27 protein-coding genes and 1 pseudogene are annotated in these 25,414 nt (G+C 43.0%); all 28 read left to right on the forward strand.

Annotated elements, in window-relative coordinates; translation table 11 throughout:
• Positions 1-62 precede the first annotated feature (62 nt).
• Positions 63-455, forward strand: coding sequence for a DoxX family protein (locus FW774_RS04560; protein WP_149346941.1), 393 nt, complete (start codon positions 63-65; stop codon positions 453-455).
• A 73-nt stretch (positions 456-528) separates the two neighbouring features.
• Positions 529-1,404: a YicC/YloC family endoribonuclease gene (locus FW774_RS04565; protein ID WP_242457728.1), complete on the forward strand. Its 876-nt coding sequence runs from the start codon at positions 529-531 to the stop codon at positions 1,402-1,404.
• 6 nt (positions 1,405-1,410) lie between these two features.
• Positions 1,411-1,980 carry a guanylate kinase gene (gene gmk / locus FW774_RS04570; protein WP_149346942.1) on the forward strand — a complete coding sequence of 190 codons (570 nt, stop codon included), beginning with the start codon at positions 1,411-1,413 and terminating at the stop codon, positions 1,978-1,980.
• A 294-nt stretch (positions 1,981-2,274) separates the two neighbouring features.
• Positions 2,275-3,018 (forward strand): type III pantothenate kinase, encoded by a 744-nt coding sequence (locus tag FW774_RS04575; RefSeq protein ID WP_149346943.1) that lies wholly within the window; start codon positions 2,275-2,277, stop codon positions 3,016-3,018.
• A complete protein-coding gene (locus tag FW774_RS04580) occupies positions 3,011-4,306 on the forward strand; it encodes a hypothetical protein (RefSeq protein ID WP_149346944.1) in 1,296 nt (431 codons plus the stop codon). The genes FW774_RS04575 and FW774_RS04580 overlap by 8 nt, the downstream gene beginning before the upstream one ends.
• Positions 4,307-4,906: an LPS export ABC transporter periplasmic protein LptC gene (lptC, locus tag FW774_RS04585; protein ID WP_242457729.1), complete on the forward strand. Its 600-nt coding sequence runs from the start codon at positions 4,307-4,309 to the stop codon at positions 4,904-4,906.
• Positions 4,907-5,103: 197 nt separating this feature from the next.
• The gene (locus FW774_RS04590) at positions 5,104-7,215 is read left to right on the forward strand and encodes a peptidylprolyl isomerase (protein ID WP_149346945.1); all 2,112 of its coding nucleotides are present in this window, start codon (positions 5,104-5,106) and stop codon (positions 7,213-7,215) included.
• A gap of 459 nt (positions 7,216-7,674) precedes the next feature.
• Positions 7,675-8,022, forward strand: coding sequence for a translation initiation factor (locus FW774_RS04595; RefSeq protein WP_149346946.1), 348 nt, complete (start codon positions 7,675-7,677; stop codon positions 8,020-8,022).
• A 276-nt stretch (positions 8,023-8,298) separates the two neighbouring features.
• A complete protein-coding gene (locus tag FW774_RS04600; protein ID WP_149346947.1) occupies positions 8,299-9,126 on the forward strand; it encodes a MotA/TolQ/ExbB proton channel family protein in 828 nt (275 codons plus the stop codon).
• A gap of 96 nt (positions 9,127-9,222) precedes the next feature.
• Entirely contained in the window at positions 9,223-9,837 is a 615-nt protein-coding gene (locus FW774_RS04605) for an ExbD/TolR family protein (RefSeq protein WP_149346948.1), read from the forward strand.
• Positions 9,838-9,851: 14 nt separating this feature from the next.
• The gene (locus FW774_RS04610) at positions 9,852-10,424 is read left to right on the forward strand and encodes an ExbD/TolR family protein (protein WP_149346949.1); all 573 of its coding nucleotides are present in this window, start codon (positions 9,852-9,854) and stop codon (positions 10,422-10,424) included.
• Between the two features lie 39 nt (positions 10,425-10,463).
• Positions 10,464-11,297 carry an energy transducer TonB gene (locus tag FW774_RS04615; RefSeq protein WP_149346950.1) on the forward strand — a complete coding sequence of 278 codons (834 nt, stop codon included), beginning with the start codon at positions 10,464-10,466 and terminating at the stop codon, positions 11,295-11,297.
• Positions 11,298-11,534, forward strand: a complete 237-nt coding sequence (locus tag FW774_RS04620) for a hypothetical protein (protein ID WP_149346951.1) — start codon at positions 11,298-11,300, stop codon at positions 11,532-11,534.
• A gap of 3 nt (positions 11,535-11,537) precedes the next feature.
• Positions 11,538-12,440 (forward strand): PstS family phosphate ABC transporter substrate-binding protein, encoded by a 903-nt coding sequence (locus tag FW774_RS04625; RefSeq protein ID WP_149346952.1) that lies wholly within the window; start codon positions 11,538-11,540, stop codon positions 12,438-12,440.
• Positions 12,441-12,458: 18 nt separating this feature from the next.
• Positions 12,459-14,132 (forward strand): tetratricopeptide repeat protein, encoded by a 1,674-nt coding sequence (locus FW774_RS04630; RefSeq protein ID WP_149346953.1) that lies wholly within the window; start codon positions 12,459-12,461, stop codon positions 14,130-14,132.
• A gap of 83 nt (positions 14,133-14,215) precedes the next feature.
• Positions 14,216-14,587, forward strand: a complete 372-nt coding sequence (locus tag FW774_RS04635; protein ID WP_149346954.1) for an NADH-quinone oxidoreductase subunit A — start codon at positions 14,216-14,218, stop codon at positions 14,585-14,587.
• 123 nt (positions 14,588-14,710) lie between these two features.
• Positions 14,711-15,253 (forward strand): NADH-quinone oxidoreductase subunit B, encoded by a 543-nt coding sequence (locus FW774_RS04640; RefSeq protein WP_149346955.1) that lies wholly within the window; start codon positions 14,711-14,713, stop codon positions 15,251-15,253.
• The gene (locus FW774_RS04645) at positions 15,253-15,756 is read left to right on the forward strand and encodes an NADH-quinone oxidoreductase subunit C (protein ID WP_149346956.1); all 504 of its coding nucleotides are present in this window, start codon (positions 15,253-15,255) and stop codon (positions 15,754-15,756) included. Before FW774_RS04640 ends, FW774_RS04645 begins: the two co-directional genes overlap by 1 nt.
• Positions 15,756-16,967 (forward strand): NADH-quinone oxidoreductase subunit D, encoded by a 1,212-nt coding sequence (locus FW774_RS04650; RefSeq protein WP_187774807.1) that lies wholly within the window; start codon positions 15,756-15,758, stop codon positions 16,965-16,967. The genes FW774_RS04645 and FW774_RS04650 overlap by 1 nt, the downstream gene beginning before the upstream one ends.
• A complete protein-coding gene (nuoE, locus tag FW774_RS04655) occupies positions 16,960-17,469 on the forward strand; it encodes a complex I 24 kDa subunit family protein (RefSeq protein ID WP_149346958.1) in 510 nt (169 codons plus the stop codon). Before FW774_RS04650 ends, nuoE begins: the two co-directional genes overlap by 8 nt.
• A gap of 183 nt (positions 17,470-17,652) precedes the next feature.
• Entirely contained in the window at positions 17,653-19,020 is a 1,368-nt protein-coding gene (gene nuoF / locus FW774_RS04660) for an NADH-quinone oxidoreductase subunit NuoF (RefSeq protein WP_149346959.1), read from the forward strand.
• 248 nt (positions 19,021-19,268) lie between these two features.
• Positions 19,269-19,808: pseudogene (locus FW774_RS04665) on the forward strand (ORF6N domain-containing protein).
• Between the two features lie 2 nt (positions 19,809-19,810).
• Positions 19,811-20,815: a 2Fe-2S iron-sulfur cluster-binding protein gene (locus tag FW774_RS04670; RefSeq protein WP_149346960.1), complete on the forward strand. Its 1,005-nt coding sequence runs from the start codon at positions 19,811-19,813 to the stop codon at positions 20,813-20,815.
• On the forward strand, positions 20,815-21,870 hold the full coding sequence (nuoH, locus tag FW774_RS04675) for an NADH-quinone oxidoreductase subunit NuoH (protein ID WP_149346961.1): 1,056 nt from the start codon (positions 20,815-20,817) through the stop codon (positions 21,868-21,870). Before FW774_RS04670 ends, nuoH begins: the two co-directional genes overlap by 1 nt.
• A gap of 37 nt (positions 21,871-21,907) precedes the next feature.
• Positions 21,908-22,417: a NuoI/complex I 23 kDa subunit family protein gene (locus FW774_RS04680; protein ID WP_149346962.1), complete on the forward strand. Its 510-nt coding sequence runs from the start codon at positions 21,908-21,910 to the stop codon at positions 22,415-22,417.
• Between the two features lie 79 nt (positions 22,418-22,496).
• On the forward strand, positions 22,497-23,006 hold the full coding sequence (locus tag FW774_RS04685) for an NADH-quinone oxidoreductase subunit J (RefSeq protein ID WP_149346963.1): 510 nt from the start codon (positions 22,497-22,499) through the stop codon (positions 23,004-23,006).
• Complete coding sequence (gene nuoK / locus FW774_RS04690) at positions 23,006-23,335, forward strand: NADH-quinone oxidoreductase subunit NuoK (protein ID WP_149346964.1); 330 nt, start codon at positions 23,006-23,008, stop codon at positions 23,333-23,335. Before FW774_RS04685 ends, nuoK begins: the two co-directional genes overlap by 1 nt.
• Positions 23,336-23,474: 139 nt before the next feature.
• A complete protein-coding gene (nuoL, locus tag FW774_RS04695) occupies positions 23,475-25,400 on the forward strand; it encodes an NADH-quinone oxidoreductase subunit L (protein WP_149346965.1) in 1,926 nt (641 codons plus the stop codon).
• Positions 25,401-25,414: the final 14 nt, after the last annotated feature.

The following is a 25,414-nucleotide window of genomic DNA, read 5'->3' on the forward strand; positions in this document are numbered from 1 at the left end:
AAGAGCGAGGAAAATCCGGCAAAAATCAGTAACTTCGGTTCTGACAGCCAATTATCAACATCATGAAAATAACCTCACTTTTAATTCTTCGCATTGGCTTAGGCATTAATATGCTGATGCATGGCCTGGTACGTATTCCGCAATTGCAGGAATTTGCCGAAAAAACAGCCTTAACCTTTCATGGTACGTTTCTACCCTTTCCATTGATTAAGCTCTTTTTGCTGGTATTGCCCTTTATGGAACTGGCTACCGGCCTTTTGATTATTTTTGGCGGAAAATGGAGCCGTAACGGGTTTGTGCTTTGCGGCATTATCCTTTGCCTGCTGCTATTTGGCACAACCTTAAAAGAAGACTGGAATACCGCCGGTTTACAGCTGATCTACATGATTGCTGTAGCTTACGGCTTGTCATTATATAACCAGGACAACGAAAAAAGCACTGCCGAAGACCGGTAATAGTTTTTAAACAGGACTAACAAAAAGGAAATTTATCGTACATCCGCATAGCGAATAAATCATATCTTTGCCTATGATTAAATCCATGACAGGTTATGGCGTAGCCACCAGTAATTTCGCTTCGGCAAAGTACACGGTGGAAATCAAATCGCTTAACAGTAAGTTCCTGGAACTGGCATTAAAACTCCCCAAAGCCTTTTCTGATAAAGAATTACAGATACGCAATGATTGCACCCGGCTGGTTGAACGCGGCAAGGTAAGCCTGGTTTTCACGGTAGAATATCCCGAAGGCAACATTAAACCTGCCGCTATTAACAAAAGCCTGCTCAAAGCATACTACGATCAGATCCGGCAATCGGCAGAAGAACTGGGCGATACCGGCTCAAATATTTTACAGCTTGCGTTGGGCTTCCCAGAGGTAATAAGCACCGATGAAAGCACCGCTTCTGACGAGGAATGGCAGGTGTTCTACAACACCTTTTTACAGGCGCTGAACAACTTTCAAACGTTCAGGCAAGACGAGGGCCGGGTGCTGCAGCAAGACCTCGCCATGCGTATTGAAAAAATACTGAGTTTACTCGCTGAAGTTGAGAAGCTGGATCCCAATCGCATCCCGGCAATACGCGAACGCATTAACCAATTGCTGGAAGATAACGTTGGCCGTGAAAATATAGACCAGAACCGTTTTGAGCAGGAGCTTATTTACTACATTGATAAGCTGGATATTACCGAGGAGAAGATAAGGCTGAAAAGCCATTGCGATTATTTTCTGAAAACGTTGCAGAACGAAGATGCCAATGGCAAAAAGCTGGGCTTTATCTCGCAGGAAATTGGCCGCGAAATTAACACCACCGGTTCAAAAGCCAACGACGCACAAATACAGCAACTCGTTGTTGGCATGAAAGAAGAACTCGAAAAAATTAAAGAACAATTGTTAAACGTTTTATAAGGGCCGATGCAAGGTAAACTCGTTATATTTTCAGCCCCATCAGGAGCAGGCAAAACCACCATTGTACACCATCTGTTAAATAAATTCCCGGATAAAATACAGTTTTCCATATCGGCTACCACCAGGCAGTTACGCGGAGCAGAGGTACACGGCAAAGATTATTACTTTATTTCCAAGGAAGAATTTTTACATCGTATCGCACAAAAAGAGTTTGTAGAATTTGAGGAAGTATATTCCGGTACATTTTACGGCACGTTACGTTCTGAAATTGAGCGTATCTGGCAAACCGGCAAACACGTTATTTTTGATATTGACGTAGAAGGCGGACTGCACCTGAAACGCAAATATGGCGATGATGCTCTTGCCATCTTTGTCCAGCCGCCCTCGCTGGACGTTCTTATTGAGCGATTAAGAGGCCGCGGTACAGACAGCGAGCTTAAACTACAGGAGCGCATAGCCAAGGCGAGCAAAGAACTGGGCTATGCCGACAAATTCGATGTTATTTTAAAGAACTACGAACTGGATGAGGCCTGTGCCAATGCCGAAAAACTGGTGCTCGATTTTATTAGCCAGTAAGAAGCCGTCTAAAAAGTCAAGCAGAACTATCATTTACAGTACGCTGACCCCGAATTCTCGGGGGAAGCGTCTGTAACCACAATGAACTAATCTTTCGACAGGCTCAGGATGACCAGGAGTGCTTTTTAGACAGCTTCCAGAAAGAATCCGGTTTAACCTTTTTTAACAATTAGCCGCTTCGCGTAGTGCAAAAATTAAATAGCTTTGCACTATTAAGTTTGTTATCGTCATTATGATGCCGGTTTAATGCTAAAAATGGCGTTTTGAGTTTTATTCTAAATCCTATACGTTTAAATGGTAAGTCTCGTTATTGATATCGGTAATACGTTTACCAAGCTTGCCATCTTCAATAACCGTACGATAGCGAAAACGGTTGTTCTCGAACAATTTAATATAGAAATGCTTCGCGAACATCTGGCTGCATATCCCGTTACTCATTCGGTCATATCATCGGTAGATGCCGATGTAACAGCTTTTGAGGCGCTGTTGCAACAGGAAACCCGCTATCAGCGCTTTAACTCCACTTATACAGCCGGAATAAAAAATCATTATAAAACACCGGGCAGCTTAGGCTTAGACCGGCTGGCTGCCGTTATTGGCGCATCGGCTGAATTTCCTAACCGGAACAGCCTGGTTATAGATGCCGGCACCTGTATTACGTATGATCTTGTTGATGCCGATAAAAATTACTTTGGGGGAAGTATATCGCCGGGCTTAGCGATGCGCTACCAGGCGATGCACACGTTTACACAACGGCTGCCTTCCGTTAATTTTTCCGGTTCGTTTAACAGCCCGTACGGCGATGATACACCATCAGCCATGCAATCAGGTGTGCAAAACGGTTTATTGTTTGAAGTCTCAGGTTTTATTGAAAGCTATAAAAAAACAGCAGATGATTTGCAGGTGATACTCTGCGGCGGCGATTTTAAATTTTTTGATACTCGGTTGAAAAATAGCATCTTTGCCCCCATTGTAAAAGCAGATCCGTATCTGGTACTTAAAGGTTTAAATGAAGTTATTCACTATTATAATGCTTAAATTTTTCAGAAATACAACTCTTCTGGCCCTGCTGGTTGTGCCCTTTGTTGTTTCAGCACAAACTACAACCAGTTCGCCGTATTCACAATATGGGTTAGGTAATATTAAAGGTTCATTACTGCCTCAAAACCGGGCAATGGGCGGTATATCTGCCGGTGTAAGCAGGATCGGACTGTACAATAACATCAATATGGCTAACCCGGCATCGTATGCCTCAATTTCAATGACAACGATTGATATCGGCGCTTACGGCGGGTTAACCCAGCTCAGCAACGGCTCGCTTTCGCAGAACAGCTTTAACGCTTCGCTGAATCATGTTGCCTTTGCCATGCCGGTAACTAAAAAATCGGCCATCAGCTTTGGTTTGTTACCTTACAGCGATCGCGGCTACCAATATCGCATTGCTGATAAAATAGACAGCAACGTAGTAAATTACCTCTATTCCGGCGACGGCGGTATCTCAAAAGCCTACCTGGGATATGGTATCGGTATCGGCAAACATTTAAGCGTGGGCTTTAACGCCTCGGTATTATTTGGTAAGATCAAAGATGACCGCTCTACAGAATTTCCGGATGACATTGCCACCTTCATGAACTCGCAGATAGAAAACAGTTCAAGCATTTCGGGTTTAACGTTTGATTACGGAGCACAGTACAGGGCAAAAATTTCCAAAAAAACCGATCTTACTTTAGGCTATGCGGGTTCTGCAGGCAACAAGATCAAGGCATCCTCCACCACGGTAGTTACCCGTTATTTCCTTACATCAAGCTCAGATGATGCACCATCAGCTATAGACAGCACCTATTATAAGGAAGGCGCCCGGCAAAAATTAACCCTGCCCATGTCGCATACCGTTGGGTTTACACTGAGCCATTCCAATAAATGGCTCTTAGGCGCTGATTACAACATCACTAAGTGGTCTGACTACAAGGTGGGGAATGTTGCACAAGGTTTGAACGACAGCTACAGCATAGCTGTTGGCGGCCAGTACACTCCCGATGTAACCTCTGTAACCAGCTATTTCAAGCTCATAGATTACCGTCTGGGCTTTAAATACGATAAAACGTATATCAACATCAACAACACCGATATTACCCAGAAAGCCATTACCTTCGGTCTTGGCTTACCGCTGCCTTCAAACCGTACCTCTTTTTATAAGATAAACCTGGGAACAGAATTCGGTCAGCGGGGCTCGTACACCAACAGCCTGGTGCGTGAACGTTACATCAATTTCTATTTAGGCTTTACGCTGAACGATCAGTGGTTCCAGAAATATAAGTTTGATTAATTGACCGGTTATCTACGATATGGCTTATTAAGTATTGTTTCCTGTCTGGCACTTACAGGTTGCGAGAACAATTTGAAGGATGTAGAGCGTATATCCTCCCAGAAAGTAGCCATACTAATGGACCGGTCTACCGATGTGGAGATCATATACAGCGACTCCGCTGTTGTAAAAGCTAAGTTGATCACTCCCGTTTTACTGCATTACAAAGGCGTTAATAAGCCCTATTACGAAATGCCCAAAGGCGTTAAAGTAATTTTTTTTGATGAGAACCACCAGGAAGAAAGCAACATAGTAGCCGATTATGCCATTAGCCGGGAGACTGAAAAGCTGGTTGAATTACGCAAAAATGTGGTTGCTACGAATCGTGAAGGCAGTACATTTAAATCGGATGAACTATTCTGGGATGAGACCAAACGCCGCTTTTATTCCAATAAAACCGTAACCATTACCTCGCCTAATCAAACCATTTACGGAACCAGCTTCTGGGCTAACGAAAATTTCTCATACTACGAGATCAAGCAGTCGACCGGTACGCTGAACGTTCCCGAACAGGAATTAGGAACCGATTCGCAAGCTGTGACACCAGCCGTACAACCGTAGCGGTAAGTTAAATAAGGTACAATTTTGGAGTGTAAGGATTATTCATTTAGCCTTTATGTTTTCAAGGCATTTATGAAACAAATTTTTATGCCGAATTTTTATCAAAAATTGTATCTTGCGCCTCTTTTTATAGAGTGATGATAAGCCTTAAGGCCTTAGTTTTGCAACGTAAATTTTTAGAATATTAGAATACATATATGGGAATAATGAATTTTCTGCGAAACCGTGCAGGTGCCATCATTGTAGTGGCAATCGGTGTAGCAATTTGCGCTTTCTTGGTGAGCGATGCAGTAAGAATGGGCGGCTCTTTTATGGGAGGCAACCGTAATAAAGTTGGCGAAGTAGCAGGTGAATCTATTGATATACAGGAATATCAGGCAAAGGTAGACCAAAACTCCAATAACTTTAAGCAGCAAATGGGTCAGGGAAGCCTGAATGCACAAATGACAGCATACGTGCAGGAAAATACCTGGAATCAGACCGTGGCCGAAATCATCCTGAGCAAAGAGACAGAGCGTTTAGGTTTAACCGTGAGTAAAAACGAGCTGAATGATATGCTGACCGGAAAAAATCCCGATCCGCAGGTAGTGCAGAATTTTGGAGATCCTCAGACAGGACAGATCAACCGTTCTCAGCTTAATGCCTTTCTTTCCAATATGGAGACACAAGATCCCTCAAGTCCCATCCGGCAGCAATGGGGTAACTTCCTGGTAAGCTTACGCGAGAGCCGTTTATCACGTAAATATTCAAACCTGGTAAAAAACTCGGTATATGTAACTTCGCTTGAAGCGCAGGACGATTATCAGAACCGTAACCGCCTGGCTAAATTTGATTACGTATCCCTTGATTATGCTTCCATTCCTGATAAGGATGCACAACCTACCGAACAGGACTATAAGGATTATTATAACGCTAACAAAGAGAAGTTCAAAAATCGTGAGGAAACACGCTCTATAGATTACGTGATCTTTAATGCCGAGCCTTCTAAAGAAGATACTCTTGAGGCAAAAGCCCGCATAGAAAAATTAGCTGCCGATTTTAAGGCAACCAAAAACGATTCGCTGTTTGTAAGCATTAACTCAGATACCAAAACGCCAATTTCTTACGTACATAAAGGGCAGCTTGACCCGGCTATTGATTCGGTTGCATTCAAATCAGAAGCCGGCACATTCATTGGCCCCGTATTTATCAACGGAAGCTACAAAATGGCAAAGGTGCTTGATGTCCGCATGAGCCCCGATTCAGTAAAAGCAAGTCACATCCTGATCAACCCGGCTACCGAAGGCGGTATGGATAAGGCAAGAGCCAAAGCAGATTCTATTGCCAATCTTATCCGTAAAGGAGCCAGCTTTGCCGAAATGGCTAAAAAATTCGGAACCGATGCCTCAAAAGATAAAGGCGGCGATTTAGGAACATTTGGCCGCGGCGCCATGATCCCGGTATTTGAAGATGCTGTTTTCAATGGCAAAACCGGCGATTTAAAAGTTATTACCACTCAATATGGTGTGCATGTTATCCATATCGATGCACAAAAAGGAGCATCTAAAGTTGCCAAAGTTGCGGTTGTGGATAAAGCCTTGGTAAGCAGTAATAAGACCCAACAGGCAGCGTATGCCAAAGCTTCGACATTTTTGTCGCAAGCTGCTAATGCCAAAGCTTTTGACGAAACAGCGCAAAAGCAAAAGCTGAACAAGCTTTCTGCCGAGAACATTACCAGTTCACAAGGTTATGTTCAGGGACTTGATAGTCCGCGTGAGCTGATACGCTGGGCCTATAAAGCCGACGTAGGCGATGTTTCAGAGCAGGTATTTGAAATGGATAACAAATACGTAGTTGCAAAACTTACCGGAATTAATGAAAAAGGTTACCTGAGCGTTGACCAGGTAAAAAAACAAATAGAGCCTGCCGTAATCAATGCCGTTAAAGCTAGGAAACTTATCGAAAAGCTAAATAACGCACTGGCTGGCGCTGCCTCTATCAACCAGGTAGCTCAAAAAGTAGGCAAAACGGTACAACCGGTAGAAAATGTTGTATTTGCTAACCCGGTACTTCCCGGTGTAGCCCAGGAAAACAAGGTTATAGGTACTGTATTCGGCATGCAGCCGGGTAAACTATCCAAGCCTATTGAAGGCGACCACGGTGTTTACGTGGTAGTTGTAAAAGGCTTCACCAATCCGGCTCCGCTTACCAATATCGTTAAGCAAAAAGACCAGATGATACAATCCATCAGTCAGCGGGTGCAGGGCGCCGCATTTACCGCTTTACGCGATAAAGCCGATATTAAAGATTATCGCGTTAAATTCTTCTAATCCGATACAACGCATTTTATATAGAAATCCGGAAGATCATTCTTCCGGATTTTTTTTGTTGTGCACTGCGCTTCGGGGTGCCCGCCGCTCGACGGGATTTGAAATCCCGTCGTTAATAGCCTCTGATTTTCAATCAGTTAAATTAATTCCATAGTTCTAACGCCCCGATTCGTGTCTCCATGAACCGATAATAAGAAGCTTCGCGATGACACGAAGCCCTAACTTGGAAATCACTATCAGACAATCGGGATCAATAAAAATTTGCAATTACAAACCCGGTCGGGCGAAGCTTCAATCTTTAGCCTTTCGCTCTCCGTTTTTCGATTAGTTCCGTTTTATTCTTTTATTCTGATCTCCCGGGTATAGCAAATCGCTAACAGATCATTGCAGGAATTTGGCGAGCGCTTACCGGTTAATATTAACGATATTTTTTACTTTTGACTTTCAACTTTAAATACAGTGTCAAAGAAAAATAAACAGATATCCGGTGTAGTATATTCAACCGATCCGGATTTTGAATATGATTATAACGCAAGTGACGGCCAGGAAGAAACGTTGCCTCCTGCCCGGCAGGATTTGCGGGTTTGGTTAGATAAAAAACAGCGGGCAGGCAAGGCGGTAACGCTGGTAACCGGCTTTGTTGGTACAACCACCGACCTGGAAGCGCTCGGAAAGAAGCTAAAGCAAAAATGCGGTGTCGGAGGCGCTGTAAAGGATAACGAGATCATGATACAAGGCGATTTTCGTGATCGAATTGTAGCACTATTGCTTCAGGATGGTTATCGTGTTAAAAAGGCAGGCGGTTAAAAACAAGCGAAATATTTCATAAGAATTTGCAATTCAAAAAAAAAATAGTTTTTATTGTAAAAAATTGTCTCGCAGAGGGGCAATTTTTTTTTGAAAAAACGTTATAGTTATCCTGAACAGGGACTGCTGCAGAAATAAGATAGCATTAATGTTAGAATAACAATTGTGGTATTTTTTGTTAATCCGAAAATTATAACTTTGTTATCGCTTAAAAAGCAACACACTAAAATTCAATAAATAAAGAAAACTTAAAATTTAAATTAAACTATTAAAACAATGGCAAACGCACCAAAACCTACAACAGCGAAGAAAGAGAGCTCTGGGTCAAGCATTTTTGCAAGTCTTACAATTGTTATTTGTGTTATAGTCGGTATCCTGATCTGGAAGTTCATCATGGGAAATCCGGCTAACTTTGAGGGGGGAGACCCTGTGCACGGACACCCGTTGCCGGAAAATTATTTTGGTATGGTATACAAAGGAGGTATCATTGTGCCTATTCTGATCGGAATGCTTCTGATGGTTATTGTATTTTCAATTGAACGTTTTTTCGTTATCAGTAAAGCAGCCGGAACAGGTAATGTTGACGCCTTTGTTAAAAAGGTACAGGTACAGCTTGCCAGCAGCAATATCGAAGCTGCTATTGCCGAGTGCGATAAACAGAAAGGTTCTGTAGCTAACGTAATTAAATCCGGGCTGAAGAAATACAGGGAAGTAGAGCCTGATCAGGCTATGGATACAGAGCAAAAATGCCTGGCCATTCAAAAAGATATCGAAGAGGCTACGGCTCTTGAAATGCCTATGTTAGAACAAAATCTAACCGTAATAGCTACCCTGGTATCTGTGGGTACGCTGATGGGTCTGTTAGGAACAGTAACCGGTATGATCAAGGCGTTTGCCGCGTTGGCTACTGCCGGCGCTCCGGATCAGGCTCAATTGGCAAACGGTATTTCTGAAGCGCTTATCAACACTGCTACAGGTATATTAACTTCTACACTGGCTGTTATCATGTACAATGTATTTACGTCTAAAATTGATAAGCTCACTTACTCTATTGATGAGGCCGGCTTCTCAATTGTTCAGACCTACGCCAGTACACACAAATAAAATGAAGTAGTAAAAAAATTATTTATCCCGGTTTATGGAAACCGGGATGAATAAGCATCTACTATATAGATAGTTAAAGGATCAATAAATTAAACGATGCCTAAAGTAAAAGTTCCAAGAAAGAGCACGATCATTGACATGACGGCAATGTGCGACGTGGCTGCTCTCCTGCTGACATTTTTCATCCTGACAGCAACAGCCCGCCAGCCAGAACCGCTTCCTGTTGATACCCCAGCATCTACAGTTACCATGCCACAGCCTGATACCGATATCGGTACCATTACCATCGGTCAAGGAAAGGTATTCTTTGGCGTGAAAGATCAGCCTGTACGTGCACGTATGCTGGAGAAAATGGCTGCCATCTATAAAATACCATTTACACCCGAAGAAATTAAGCGCTTTTCGCTGATAGACAATTTTGGGGTGCCTATTGGTAACCTGAAACAGCTTATTGCCATGAGCGGTGCACAGCGCAACAAGGAGGGCCTGCAACCCGGTATCCCGACCGATTCTACCGATAATCAGTTAAAAGAATGGATATACCAGGCCCGTTATGCAACCAAAGAGCTGAATAACAAGGACATGCGTATCAGTATAAAAGGCGATGCCCAGGAAGATTATCCCGTAATTAAAAGAGTGATAGACATTCTTCAGGACCAAGAGGTTAATAAATTTAGCTTGATAACTTCTCTGCGTGCAGAGGACAAATAAAATAGTAAAAGACAATGGCAGAATTAAATAGCGGCGGCGGTGGCGGTGGCCATAAGAAGGGCGGCAAAAAAATACGGAGCAAAAAGCAGTCGGCCAGGGTTGATATGACCCCTATGGTTGACCTCATGTTCCTGCTAATTACCTTCTTTATGTTAACTACCACGCTGGCTAAGCCCAAAGCGATGGATTTGGCCATGCCGGATAAAGACAAGAAACAGCCTGAAAACAGGTTAGAGATAGCCGATAACCGTACATTGAACGTGTTATTAGGTACCGATAACCGGTTAGAATGGTATATGGGTCAGGTAGAGAAACCATTAACACCACCAACAGTAGACAGTTACGGTAAAAATGGTATCCGTAAGATACTGATCCAGAAAAATAAAGAAGTACTTGCTGCAACCGGCGATCCTAAAAAGGGCCTGATCGTACTGATAAAGCCCAGCGATCAGTCAAAATACCGTAACCTGGTTGACATATTGGATGAAATGAAAATTACCAATATTCAACAGTATGCGATAGTTGACATTACAGATCCGGAAATAGATTTGATAAAACGCGATGGTATCTATAAAGATAAAAAATAGTACCGTTGCAACAAGTAATTAACCTAAAAATAAGGTGATATGTTAGGATCAAAGTTAGATCTTTTTAAATTAGACTGGATAGACGTGGTTTTTGCCGGCCGTAACAAAGCCTACGGTGCGTATGAATTGCGTAAAGATAACTCAAAAACTACATCCAGGGCACTTATAATAGGTAGTATACTGTTTGTTTTAGCAGTAAGCTCGCCTATTATTATAAAATATATTTCGGGTTTTATACCAGAAAAGCAGGAGGAAAAGATAATACAAACAGAAGTTGTGTTAACACCTCCGCCTCCGGTAGATGAGAAAACTCCGCCTCCGACACCACCGGCAGAGCCTCCCCGCCCGAGGGTTAACCAGGTGAAGTTCCCGCCTCCCGTTGTTGTTCCTAAAGAGCAGGTGCGTGATGAGGAGCCTCCAACCGTTGAAGAGCTTAAAACAGCAGATCCGGGGCAAAAGAAAATTGAAGGTGACCCGAATGCTGAGGTGCGCATTGATGAGCCTGTAGGCGAAGCACCAAAAGGCGCTGCTGTTACCGAAGATAATGGTGTACACGATTTTGCCAGCGTGGAAGTTCTTCCCGAATTTCCCGGAGGGATACAAAAGTTCTACCAGTATGTTGCTAAAAACTATAATTATCCGGCAGCGGCTAAAGAACAAGGTGTTTCAGGCCGTGTTACCGTTAGCTTCATCGTAGAAAAAGACGGAAGCCTGACCGATATTAAAGTATTACGTGATCTGGGTATGGGTACCGGCGAAGAAGCAGTACGCTTATTAAAAAAATCGCCAAAATGGAAACCCGGTATACAGAACGGGCGTCCGGTGCGGGTAGCCTATACCATACCGATCATGTTGAATCTTGAAGTTCAATAAATGAGACAGGTTCAGAAAGAAGATTCAGAACAGAAATCGCCCGCAAAGCGATTTTTGTTCATTTTAGGACTTTTTGTAGCTACGGTATATATTATACTGGGATTGCTTATTTTGCTGAAAAAAGACTTTTTACCAGGCCTGAACGGCCCGTTTCGTTCAGTATTTGGTGGTGTTTTGATCTTTTACGCTCTGTTCAGGCTGTCCCGGATAGTACAAAATCGCAGCCAGGAAAGGTAACTCATGTATAAATTTAGTTACATAATCGTTCTTTTGTTCCTTGTTTCCTGTCAGAGGAATAAGTCAGCTACACAGGCTACGCAGTCTTATGTGGCAGGTGCTACGCAAATTGTTGCCGACGAAACATTTGAGCCCATCCTGGAAGACCAGCTTTTTGTGTTTTCAAGCAGCTATCCCGATGCCCGGATAAAAATGATATACCAGCCGGAGGCTGGCGTTGTTAATTCGCTTCTCAATAACCCTGAAACCCGGATCGCGGTATTATCCAGGAAACTTAATAACAGGGAACAGAAGGTTTTTGACAATAGGAAGATCAGGGTTCGGGTAAACCGTATTGCTATTGATGCGGTAACACTCATTGTTAACCAGGCCTCTGCCGATACGGCAGTTACGGTAAACGATATAGTAAATGTTTTGCAGGGCAAGCCATCGCCAATAAAAAAACTGGTGTTTGACAATGCAAACTCAAGCACGGTAAGGTACCTGAAAGAGCTGAGCAATGTAACCGATGTGCCTGCCAGCGGCGTGTATGCGTTAAAAAATAATAAGGAAGTAATTAAATATATATACAATAATAAGGGCGCAATTGGAGTTGTAGGATTTAACTGGATAGAACAGCCGGATAAGGATATGGAGGAAGCTGTGAGTAAGATCAGGGTGCTGGGCGTGAAAAATCTGGCGGGTAAACCCGGAGACGATAAGTTTTATAAACCCAATCAAACCAACCTGGCTTTAAGTTTGTATCCTTTGAAAAGAGAAGTATTTATTATAAATTGCCAGGGTGGTCCCGGATTAGGCACAGGTTTTGCTGCTTTTGTAGCAAGCGACCGTGGTCAACGCATCATACTTAAATCTGGTTTATTACCGGATAGTATACCCTCACGGGAAATAATAATTAGAAAATAGATAACTATAAATTTGGAAATGAAAGTAATGAAAAATGCAATTAAAGCATCTTTAGTGCTTGCCTTAGCTGCATCTTCGGCATTTGCTCAAAACATTGACGATGCGAAAAAAGCTATAGATGCCGAACAGTATCAGAAGGCTAAAGATGTATTAAAGAAGTTAATAACCGAAAAGCCTGCAGAACCTGAAAATTATTTTTTTCTGGGCAACGTTTATCTTAAAACAGATTATATCGATTCTGCCAAGGCTACTTACAACAAAGGTGTTGCCGCCGATGCTAAAAACCCCCTAAATTATGTGGGTTTAGGCGCAGTAGATCTGAGTGCTAATAATACAGCCGCAGCCAAAGCTAATTTTGACAAGGCTATTGAGCTGAAAAAGCGTAAAGATGAGCTACCCTTATTGTATATAGGAAGAGCCTATATCGATACCAAAAAACCTGATTACACTACAGCTATTAATTACCTGGAACAGGCAAAAGCGCTGAACGAAAAAAATGCTGAGGTGTACCTGGCATTGGGCGACGCACATCGTGCTATGAAAGATAATAGCGCTGCCTACAGCGATTATCGTACCGCATACGATATGGATAACAAGCTTTTGCGTGCCAAGGTTGAGTTAGGCGTAATTAATAAGCAGTCAAAAGCCTTTAAAGAATCTGCTGATGAATTTAACAGTGTTCTGGCTATTGACCCTAACTATGGCCCGGCTTACCGCGAGCTTGCCGAAACCTATTATCTCTGGGCCAATGCAGAGCCAAAAGAATACGATACCAGGATAAAACAGGCGTTGCAGTATTACGAAAAATACATTGATCTTACCGATAAGTCGCTGGATTCGCGTATGCGTCATGCCGACTTCCTCATTCTTGCCAAAGATTATAAGGCACTTGAGGCCGAAGCACAGGCCATGTCGCAAATTGATAAGACCAATCCCCGTATATTCCGCTATTTAGGATATTCTGCTTATGAGAATGGAAATTATGCGGCCAGCGAAAAAGCTATCCAGGAATTTATCAATAAAGTAGATTCAAGCCGGGTTATTGCCCGCGATTATCTGTACCTGGGTAAAGCCCAGCTTAAAACAGATACAACTGCTAACAGCAAAGGATTTGCGAACCTGGAAAAAGCTGTGGACATGGATTCTACCATTGCCGATGACATGTCAGACATAGCCAAAGAGCTTTATACTGCCAGGAAATACGGTGAAGCAGCCCGTATCTATGAATTGGCAACACAGAGCCCTAAAGTTCCCCTGCTGGACTACTATTATTTAGGAGTTTCGCATTATTTTGATTACGGAGCCAAGAAAACAGCAAACCTTAATCCGGATAAGCAGATCCTGGTACAAGCTGACTCTGCCTTTAGTAAACTGCTGCAACGGTCTCCAACTACAGAGCAGGCTATATTGTACCGTGCCCGTATCCATCGTTTAATGGACGATGAAAACGACAGCCAGGGCTTAGCCGTACCTTATTATCAGCAATATGTTGAGCTGGTAACGGTAACCCGCCCTGAAAAAGCAGAGAAAAATAAAACGCAGATGGTAGAAGCCTATACTTACCTGGGTTCTGTATCGGCACGAAAAGACCAGGATAATGCCAAAGCCCTGGAATACTTTAACAAAGGCCTGGCGTTAGATCCGCAGAATGCTACACTGCTCGAAGCCAAAAAAGCCGTTTCGGGTAGTTAATTTCCGTTAGTTATTAACAGAAAATATAAAAAGAGCTCCGCAAAATCCGGGGCTCTTTTTATATTTGCAGGAAAATTGTGCACATGCAAGTTCAAAGTACCCCCATAGATTACCTGCCCATTATTTTTCAGATGATTATAGCCGTCGGGTTTGTGGTAACCACCATGCTGGCAACGCATCTTATTGGGCCCAAACGGAAAACAAAAGATAAATTATCAACGTTCGAATCGGGTATAGAAGTGGTAGGTAACGCCCGTCAGCCCTTTTCCATCAAATACTTTCTGGTAGCCATTTTATTTGTGCTGTTTGACATTGAAGTTATCTTTATGTATCCCTGGGCGGTGAATTTCAAAGAGATGGGAATACCCGGCATGATCGAGATGTTTGTGTTTATGGCTACGCTGCTGCTGGGCTTTATCTATATCATCAAAAAGAAGGCTTTAGACTGGGATTAACGACGTTTTTAGACTGATTCTAAATAAGTGTCGTTCCTAAATAAACAACTTATAAGTTAGTAACTTTGTAGCTCATTTCTGGCACGTGTAGAAATGAGCTTTTTTATTGCAAAGCATAGTTCAATGAGTGAAGTAAATTTAGTTGAAGCCCCCCCTGGAGTTGAAGGTTCCGGATTCTTTGCAACATCGCTGGATAAGGTAATTGGCATGGCCCGGTCTAATTCATTATGGCCCCTGCCGTTTGCAACTTCCTGCTGCGGTATTGAATTTATGGCAACCATGGCTTCGCATTATGATTTTGCCCGGTTTGGAGCAGAGCGCTTAAGCTTTTCGCCCAGGCAGGCAGACTTATTAATGGTAATGGGTACAATAGCTAAAAAGATGGGGCCGGTTTTGCGGCAGGTTTACCTGCAAATGGCAGAACCGAGGTGGGTAATGGCAGTTGGCGCTTGTGCATCAAGTGGAGGAATATTTGATACCTATTCTGTTTTACAGGGTATTGATGAAGTGATACCGGTAGATGTTTATGTTCCGGGTTGTCCGCCGCGTCCCGAAGCAATATTAGACGGCGTGCTCAAAATCCAGGAGCTGGTAAAAAATGAATCCTTACGGAGACGTAACTCTCCCGAATATAAAGAATTGTTGGCTAAATACGGCATCCAATAATGGGTAAATTAAGCAATCAGGAAGTTTTACAGAAGTTAACCACCCGTTTCGGTGAGCAGATATCCATACCAGTGGAACCTTTTGGACTGCTAACGTTCGAGACCGGTAAGGAGAATATCAGCGAAGTGCTAAGCTTCCTGAAAAACGATGAAACACTAAAGTTTAACTACCTGACAGATATTACGGCAGTACATTATCCCGAAAAGGAGCTGAGCATAGCTGTAGTTTATCACCTGCACAGCCTTTCAAATAATGTACGGGTGCGGATAAAAGTGTTTTTAGAGAGTGAAAATCCGCAGATTCCAACAGCTACCAGTTTATGGAATGGCGCCAACTGGATGGAGCGTGAAACATACGATTTTTTTGGAGTCAATTTTATCGGTCACCCGGATTTACGGCGTATTCTCAATGTAGATGATATGACCGTATTCCCCATGCGGAAAGAATATCCGCTGGAAGACCCTAACAGAGTTGACAAAAGAGATTATTTCTTTGGAAGATAATGGAGAATCATCCCGTTTATATTGATACAGATCCGCAGGTACAAACCACAACCCTGAATCTGGGGCCAACGCACCCGGCTACACATGGTGTGTTTCAGAATGTACTTGAAATGGATGGGGAGCGTATCGTGAGCGGTGTATCCACCATTGGGTATATACACCGTGCATTTGAAAAAATTGCCGAGCACCGTCCTTTTTACCAGATAACGCCGTTAACAGACCGCTTGAACTATTGCTCGTCGCCTATTAATAATATGGGCTGGCACATGACGGTAGAAAAGCTGCTGGGAATAAAAACGCCTAAACGGGTAGATTATATGCGGGTGATTATCATGGAATTATCGCGTATATCCGACCACATTATCTGCAATACTATTATTGGGCAGGACACCGGTGCTACCACGCCATTTTTGTACCTGTTTCAATACCGCGAGCATATCTACGAAATATTTGAAGAAGTATGCGGCGCCCGTTTAACCACAAATATTGGTCGTATTGGTGGTTTTGAGCGTGATTTTAACGATCGGGTCTTTGCAAAGCTTGATAAGTTCCTGCAAACGTTCCCGCCGGCATTAAAAGAATTTGAAAGCCTGCTTACCCGTAACCGGATATTTATAGACCGTACCGCCGGCGTTGCATGTGTAAAACCGGAAGTTGCCCTGGATTACAGCTGGAGCGGCCCGTTGCTGCGGGCTACCGGCATTGATTACGATGTGCGTGTTAATGAGCCGTATTCATCGTACGAAGATTTTGAATTTGATATCCCGGTAGGTACAAACGGCGACATTTATGACCGTTTCAATGTACGTAACGAGGAAATGTGGCAAAGCTTACGCATCATTGAACAGGCCGTTGAAAAAATGGCTAAGGAGGAAAAAGGCGTTTTCCATGCCGATGTTCCCGAATTTTACCTTCCCCCGAAAGAGGAAGTATATAACAACATGGAAGCCTTGATATATCACTTTAAAATTGTGATGGGCGAGGTAGATACACCGAAAACAGAAGTGTACCATTGTGTTGAAGGCGGAAACGGCGAGTTGGGTTTTTACCTGATCAGTGATGGAGGACGCTCGCCTTACCGGTTGCATTTCCGCAGGCCAAGCTTCATCAACTACCAGATGTATGCGCCAATGAGCCGGGGAATGTTACTTTCTGACGCCATTATTAACATGAGTAGCTTGAACGTTATAGCAGGAGAGTTAGATGCTTAGTGTAACCCATACCGAAGAAATTGAGTTTAGCCCTGCATTGCTGGCACAATTCTCAGAAATAGTAAGCCGCTATCCCGAAGGAAAACAAAAATCGGCGTTATTACCCATTCTGCATTTAGTGCAGGCCGAATACGGCTGGGTAAGTGTTCCGGCAATGGATAAAGTAGCGCAATTTTTATCGATAGAACCCATCGAGGTTTATGAAGTAGCTACCTTTTATACCATGTTTTTCCTAAAGCCGCAGGGCAAATATGTACTTGAAGTATGCCGTACCGGCCCGTGCTGTCTGGTAGGTGCAGAAAAAATAATGAAGTACATTGAGCAAAAGCTGGGCGTTAAAGAAGGCGAAGTAACAGCCGATGGGCAATTTAGCTGGCGGGGAGTAGAATGTTTGGCAGCATGCGGCTTTGGCCCGGTATTGCAGATTGGACCCGAGTACACATTCTATGAAAACCTGACCGAGGAGAAAATAGATAAGCTGATAGCGGATTTAAAAGGATAAGATATAAGAGACATAAGATATGAGATTTTAGATATAAGATAATCTTATATCTAAAGGACGAAGTAAAATATGAAAAGTTATAGTCTCGTATTTAAATTAAAATTATTAGCAAAAAGATAAAAGCAGATACGGATTTGACGATAGACTGATGTCTCAAATCTTACATCTCAAATCTAAAATACAATGGGCCGTAAACTATTAATAGAGCATATCAACGTTCCCGGAATCAATACCCTGGAAGTTTACCGGCAAAAAGGTGGTTACCGTGCAGTAGAAAAAGCCTTGAAAACCATGTCGCCTGATGATGTGGTTGAAGAAGTGAAAAAATCGGGCTTACGCGGACGTGGTGGCGCCGGTTTTCCTACCGGGATGAAGTGGAGCTTTTTGGCTAAGCCCGAAGGAGTTCCCCGTTACCTGGTGTGCAATGCCGATGAATCTGAGCCGGGAACATTCAAGGACAGGCACCTGATGACCTATATTCCTCATGCTTTAATTGAAGGAATGATCATTTCGAGCTACGCATTAGGCGCTAACGTATCTTACATTTACGTGCGTGGCGAGATGATGCCGCAAATACGCATTCTTGAAAAAGCCATTGCCGAAGCTAAAAATGCCGGTTTCCTGGGTAAAAATATCTTAGGCTCAGGTTACGATTTAGAATTATATGTACAGCCCGGTGGCGGAGCATACATCTGCGGCGAGGAAACAGCACTGATAGAATCCCTTGAGGGAAAACGAGGAAATCCACGGATCAAGCCTCCTTTTCCAGCCATTGCCGGTTTATATAATTGTCCCACCGTTGTTAATAACGTAGAATCTATTGCAGCTACGGTACCCATTATTAACGATGGCGGCGAAGAATACGCTAAAATAGGCGTTGGCCGTAGTACCGGAACTAAGTTAATTTCCGCTTCGGGAAATATTAATAAGCCCGGTGTTTACGAAATTGAATTAGGTGTTCCGGTAGAAGAATTTATTTATTCTGATGAATACTGTGGCGGAATTGCTAACGGAAAACGGTTAAAGGCGGTTGTAGCCGGAGGTTCATCTGTGCCTATTTTGCCAGCCAACCTGGTTATGAAAACCGCTAATGGTGAGAATCGCCTGATGACTTATGAATCGCTTGCTGACGGTGGATTCGCTACCGGCACCATGATGGGGTCGGGCGGATTTATTGTATTTGATGAAGACCAGTGTATTGTACGCAATACCTGGAACTTTTCGCGGTTTTACCATCACGAAAGCTGCGGACAGTGTTCTCCATGTCGTGAAGGTACGGGCTGGATGGAAAAAGTGCTGCACCGGCTGGAATATGGTCACGGTAAATTAAGCGATATTGATTTGCTGGTTGATGTATCCAAAAAAATAGAAGGTAACACCATTTGTCCGTTAGGGGACGCGGCGGCATGGCCGGTAGCCAGTGCCATACGGCATTTCAGGGATGAATTTGAGTGGCATGTAAAAGAGCCAATGAAAAGCCAAAGTACCAATTATGGTTTGGCCAATTATGCAAAGCCGATTGAAAAAGCTGTGGCGGCTGAGGAGAAATAATTACAATCTTAAGGTCGCAATTTGCGACCTTAGAATTACAAAACTTGTTAAATGAACTCGTTAAGGTCACATTTTGTGAGAATTGTCAAATTTGTGAAAAGAAATTTCTAAGATCACATTTTGTGATCTTAGAAATTTGAATAAAGACTTTGAAAATGGGACTTGGTAGCTAATTGAGGCCGTTTAATATAAAATAATAATAAAATTCTAAGATCACATTTTGTGACCTTAGGATAACAACTTAATAAATGTCAAAACAAGAGTTATCCATAATTCCTAATGAGATAATCATTAATAAAATATATCTTTTTAGAGATATTAAAGTGATGTTGGATACAGATTTGGCAGAACTTTTTGGAGTAGAAACGAGGTTGTTGAAGCAATAAGTTAGAAGAAACATAGAGCGTTTTCCAGAACATTTTATGTTTGAACTAACAAAAGAAGAAAACGAAGTTCTAAGGTCGCAAAATGTGACCTTAGAACAAGGGAAATATTCAAAATACCTGCCTTTTGCATTTAGCGAACATGGTATTTTGCAATTGTCGAACGTTTTAAAAAGTAAACGTGCGGTAGAGGTAAGTATAAAAATAATAGATGTGTTTGTTGAGCTTAGAACAATGGCTTTAAGTAATGCAGACCTTCGCATCGAAATAGAAAAGGTTAAAAAGAAAGTAGATAATCAAGATAAAAATATAGAGGTAATATTTCGTTATTTTGATGAATTATTACAACAACAGGAAAAGCCGAGAAAACAGATAGGATATAAAATTCCTGATAAGAAGAAATAAAAATGGCTGAAACAGTTAAAGTGACCATAGATGGAATAACAGTAGAGGTAGCTCCCGGCACTACCATTTTAAATGCTGCAAGGCAGATAGGAGGGGAGATTGTTCCGCCGGCGATGTGCTATTACTCTAAATTACAGGGAAGTGGAGGTAAATGCCGTACCTGTTTAGTTAAGGTAAGCAAGGGTTCAGAAAAAGACCCGCGTCCGATGCCAAAGCTGGTAGCATCATGCCGTACAGGTGTAATGGACGGTATGGAAGTGCAGAATATCACTTCGCCGGAAGTTATTGAAGCACGTAAAGGTGTGGTAGAGATGCTGCTCATCAATCACCCGTTGGATTGCCCGATTTGCGACCAGGCCGGTGAGTGTCATTTGCAAGACCTGGCTTACGAACACGGAGAAGAAGCCACCCGCTATGAATTTGAGCGTCGTACGTTTGAAAAACATACCTTGGGCGATAAAATCCAGCTGCACATGACGCGTTGTATTTTATGTTACCGTTGTGTTTTCGTAGCCGACCAGATTACCAATAAGCGTATTCATGGCGTGTTAGGCCGTGGCGATGCCGCCGAAATATCAACATATATTGAAAAGGCTATTGATAACGATTTTTCGGGCAACATGATCGATGTTTGCCCGGTTGGCGCATTAACCGATAAAACGTTCCGGTTTAAAAACCGGGTGTGGTTTACCAAGCCGGTAGATGCACATCGCGATTGCCCGACCTGCAGCGGTAAAGTAACCCTTTGGTATAAAGGTGAGGATGTAATTCGCGTTACCGCCCGGAAAGATGAATATGGTGAAGCAGAGGAATTTATCTGCAATACCTGCCGCTTTGATACCAAGAAAACCAGCGACTGGGTGATTGAAGGCCCTCGTCATATTTCCAGGCATTCGGTGATATCGTCTAACCATTATGAAACCATGCATCCGCTGCCGGTTATACAACAAAAGCCGCAATTGCAGGAGTTTAATAAAGAACAATTTGAAAGAGCTACAAAACTGTAATGGAATTAGCACTCGTTATACAAAAATTTATCCTGGTTATCGTCATTTTTGCGGTTAGCCTGCTTGTTGCCATGTATTCCACCTGGGCAGAGCGTAAAGTAGCCGCCTTTTTGCAGGATCGTGTTGGCCCTAACCGGGCCGGCCCCGGGGGAATTTTACAACCTCTGGCCGATGGTATAAAGATGTTTACCAAAGAAGAGATTATTCCTTTAGACTCCAATAAGTTCCTGTTTATCGCAGGCCCGTCGCTGGCTATTTTAACAGCCTGTATCGGTAGTGCCGTTATTCCCTGGAGTACACCGCTTACCATCGGTTCTAAAACCATCCCCTTGCAGGTAACAGACATTAATGTAGGTATACTGTACATTTTTGGCGTGGTATCGCTGGGTGTTTACGGAATTTTAATTGGCGGCTGGGCCTCCAATAATAAATATTCGCTGATGGGCGCTATCCGGGCAGCGTCACAGAATATCAGTTATGAAATTGCCATGGGCTTATCGATTATCGCTTTACTGATGTCTACCGGCTCATTGTCGCTCAAAGTAATTGTAGAACAGCAATCCGGTTTCTGGGCGCATGGCTGGTTTACCTGGAACGCGTTTCAGCAGCCTTTGGGCTTCCTGATTTTCCTGGTGTGCGCTTTCGCGGAAACCAATCGTACACCGTTTGACCTGCCCGAATGTGAAACCGAGCTTATTGGTGGTTACCATACCGAGTATTCGTCCATGAAATTAGGGTTTTACCTGTTTGCCGAATATATCAATATGTTCGTGTCATCGGCAGTAATGGCCAGCCTCTATTTTGGAGGATATAATTTTCCGTTCATGCATCATTTAGGCCTGGATGCCAACTGGTTAAGCATATTGGGAATTGTGGCGATGTTGCTGAAAACCTTCTTTTTCATATTCCTGTTTATGTGGGTACGGTGGACAGTTCCCCGTTTCCGTTATGACCAGTTAATGGATTTAGGCTGGAAAGTGCTTATTCCGTTATCTATTGTCAATATTGTACTAACAGGAATCTGGATAACGGTGAAAGACATATATTTTAAGTAGAAACGCATCCGCCTGAAGCGGATAGGAAGAGATACTAATGGAAGCATTGAGTTCAAAAAAGAAAGTATTAGAGCAGAAGCCTTTAAGTTTATCAGAACGGTTATACCTGCCTGCTATCCTTAAAGGAATGGCTACAACAATAAGCCACCTGTTTAAGCGTGTGCCAACGGTTAAATATCCCGAACAACAGCGGGAGTTCTCTAAAAACTGGCGTGGCATGCACTCGTTAAAACGCGATGAGCAGGGCCGGGAACGTTGTACCGCCTGCGGTTTGTGCGCCTTGTCATGTCCGGCGGAAGCCATTACCATGATTGCCGCCGAGCGTCAGAAAGGCGAGGAAAACCTGTACCGTGAGGAAAAATACGCAGCGGTTTATGAAATCAATATGCTGCGGTGCATATTCTGTGGTTTATGCGAGGAAGCTTGTCCTAAGGAAGCCATCTATCTGGACGGCCCCATTGTACCGGCGGATTACCTGCGTAAAGATTTTATATACGGAAAAGATAAACTGGTTGAACAACCGTTTCATGCGGAACAGGCTAATTAACCGTTTTAATTAAATTTTTGGAAGAGAAATTATACCTTTGCCCGCATTGTAAGCGGATGAGGCAACAACAACAAGATAAATGGGCATATCTCTATTCTATTTAGTAGCGTTTTTATCCATATTTTTTTCGCTGCTGGTTATTTTTTCCAAAAATCCGGTGCACAGTGTGCTGTACCTGATAATAACCTTCTTTACGTTTACCATCCACTACATTATTCTCAACGCACAATTCCTGGCTGTAGTAAACTTCATTGTGTACATGGGAGCCATTATGGTGCTGTTCCTGTTTGTACTGATGTTGTTAAACCTGAACCGCCAGAGCGAGCCGGCAAAACCCCTGCTACTCAAGTTAACGGCTGTTATTGCCGGTATGTGTTTACTGGTAACACTGGCCGGTTCTGTAAAGGCATTGCATACTTCAAACCCGGTTTTACTGCATCATCCTAATCTGGGGTTGGTTCAGAACCTGGGGAGGGTACTGTTCAGCGAATTTCTTTTACCGTTCGAAATATCGTCAATACTGTTGCTTACCGCTATGGTAGGCGCTGTACTGTTGGCTAAAAAGGACGAAACACAACCTGAAGCATAATGGAAGCATTAGTAAAATCCATACATGGCGTTCCGCTTAATCATTACATCCTGTTAAGCGCTATTATATTTACCATCGGCGTTATCGGGGTGCTGATACGCCGCAATGCTATTGTGATATTCATGTCGGTAGAGCTGATGCTGAACGCGGTAAACCTGTTGCTTACGGCATTTTCTGTTTACCTGGGCGATGCTTCAGGACAGGTGTTCGTGTTTTTTATTATGGCGCTTGCCGCTGCCGAGGTAGCCGTGGGTTTAGCCATTATTGTAATGGTTTACCGCAACACCAATTCAATAGATATTAATATACTTAACCGCTTAAAGTGGTAGGGTTAAAGCTAAAAGTGTAAAGTTAAAAGTCAAAACAGTTAATACGTTTAAAATCAATAAATAAAAACAATAAACAAGACAGTTTATAATTGACTTGGCAATTGTGACAAATAAAATCTCCCGGTAAGGGATTTCGATTATGATAGATTTAGTTTGGTTAATTCCTTTATTACCATTAGCAGGATTCCTCATCAATGGCTTTGGGCGCAATGTTCTTTCAAAAGGCGCTGTAAGTGTTATTGGCTGTGGAGTTGTTTTTCTGTCGTTTTTATTGAGCTGTGGTGTTTTTGGACAGATATACACGGCTGTGCAACAAACAGATGTTGCGGCGCAAAGTATTACCGTTCCTTTATTTAGCTGGATACAAGCCGGAAATTTATCGGTAACATTTTCATTCCTGGTAGATTCATTAAGCGCTGTTATGTTGCTTATTGTTACCGGTATCGGTTTTCTGATTCACGTATATTCTACCGCTTATATGCATGACGATAAGGGATTCGCTAAGTTCTTTTCTTACCTGAATCTTTTTGTGTTTTTCATGCTGCTGCTGGTGCTTGGCTCAAACTACATCGTGATGTTTATTGGCTGGGAAGGCGTGGGCTTGTGCTCATACCTGCTTATCGGCTTTTGGTTTACAAATTCCAGTTATGCCAGTGCCGCTAAAAAAGCCTTTGTAATGAACCGTATCGGCGATTTGGGTTTCCTGGTTGCCGCTTTCCTGATATTTTACACCTTCGGAAGCCTGGAGTTTGCCAAGGTATTTCCGGCAGCAGCCAATATGGCTTCGGGAAATGCTACGCTGGTGCTGATTACCATTTTACTCCTGGTAGCAGCTACCGGTAAATCGGCACAAATTCCGTTGTTTACCTGGTTACCCGATGCGATGGCTGGCCCTACGCCGGTATCAGCGCTGATACACGCCGCGACCATGGTTACAGCCGGTATTTATATGATTACACGTTCAAACGTGTTGTTCACGCTATCGCCGGTAACTATGGAAGTAGTTGCGGTGGTTGGTTTGGCTACGGCATTACTGGCGGCAACTATCGCGTTATCTCAAACAGATATTAAAAAAGTATTGGCGTATTCAACGGTATCGCAATTGGGCTACATGTTTTTAGGTTTGGGCGTGGGCGCCTTCACCGGGGCCATGTTTCATGTAATTACACATGCCTTTTTTAAAGCCCTGTTGTTTTTGGGGGCAGGCTCGGTAATTCACGGTGTAAGCGGCGAGCAGGATATGCGTTTAATGGGCGGGTTGAAGAAAAAAATGCCGGTTACTTATATCACCATGCTTATCGCAACTATTGCCATAGCCGGTATTCCGCCATTCTCAGGCTTTTTCTCCAAAGACGAAATCCTGGCCCATGCTTATGAGCATAATAAAGTATTATGGGTTTTGGGTGTTATCGGTGCATTGTTTACCTCATTCTATATGTTCCGTATGCTGTTCCTGACTTTTTTCGGAACATTTCGCGGTACACACGAGCAGGAGCATCATCTGCACGAATCGCCTAAGGCCATGACCATGCCATTGATTATCCTGGCAGTTCTTTCTGCTATTGGCGGATTAATCAATATCCCCGAAGTATTTGGCGGAAACCATTGGCTGGCTAATTTCCTTTCACCTGTACTTAGCTTTTCAAATGCGCCGGCAGAAAATACCCCGGCAGACCATAATACCGAATATTTGTTGATGGCGGTTTCTGTAATAGGAGCCCTGATTGCTGCTTTTGTGGCATACAGCCGGTATGTGGGTAAAACCCATGTTCCGCAGCCCGACAATGGTGAGCGGAGCTTCCTGGCAAAACTATCGTATAACAAATATTATATCGATGAATTGTATGATGCGTTGTTTAAAAAGCCGTTAGACGCGATTTCTGGATTCTTTTATAAAATTATTGACCGTTCGGGTATTGATGGTATTGTGAATGGCGTGGGTAAAAGCGCTACCGAAGCCGGTAATGGGCTGCGTTTATTGCAAACCGGTAATATCGGCTTTTATATTTTTATGATGGTTATCGGAATCATCGCCCTGCTGGTTTATGGTTTTTATAAAATTTAAACGGATAGAATAGT

The sequence above is a fragment of the Pedobacter sp. BS3 genome (assembly GCF_008274585.1).
Classification (GTDB): Bacteria; Bacteroidota; Bacteroidia; order Sphingobacteriales; family Sphingobacteriaceae; genus Hufsiella_A.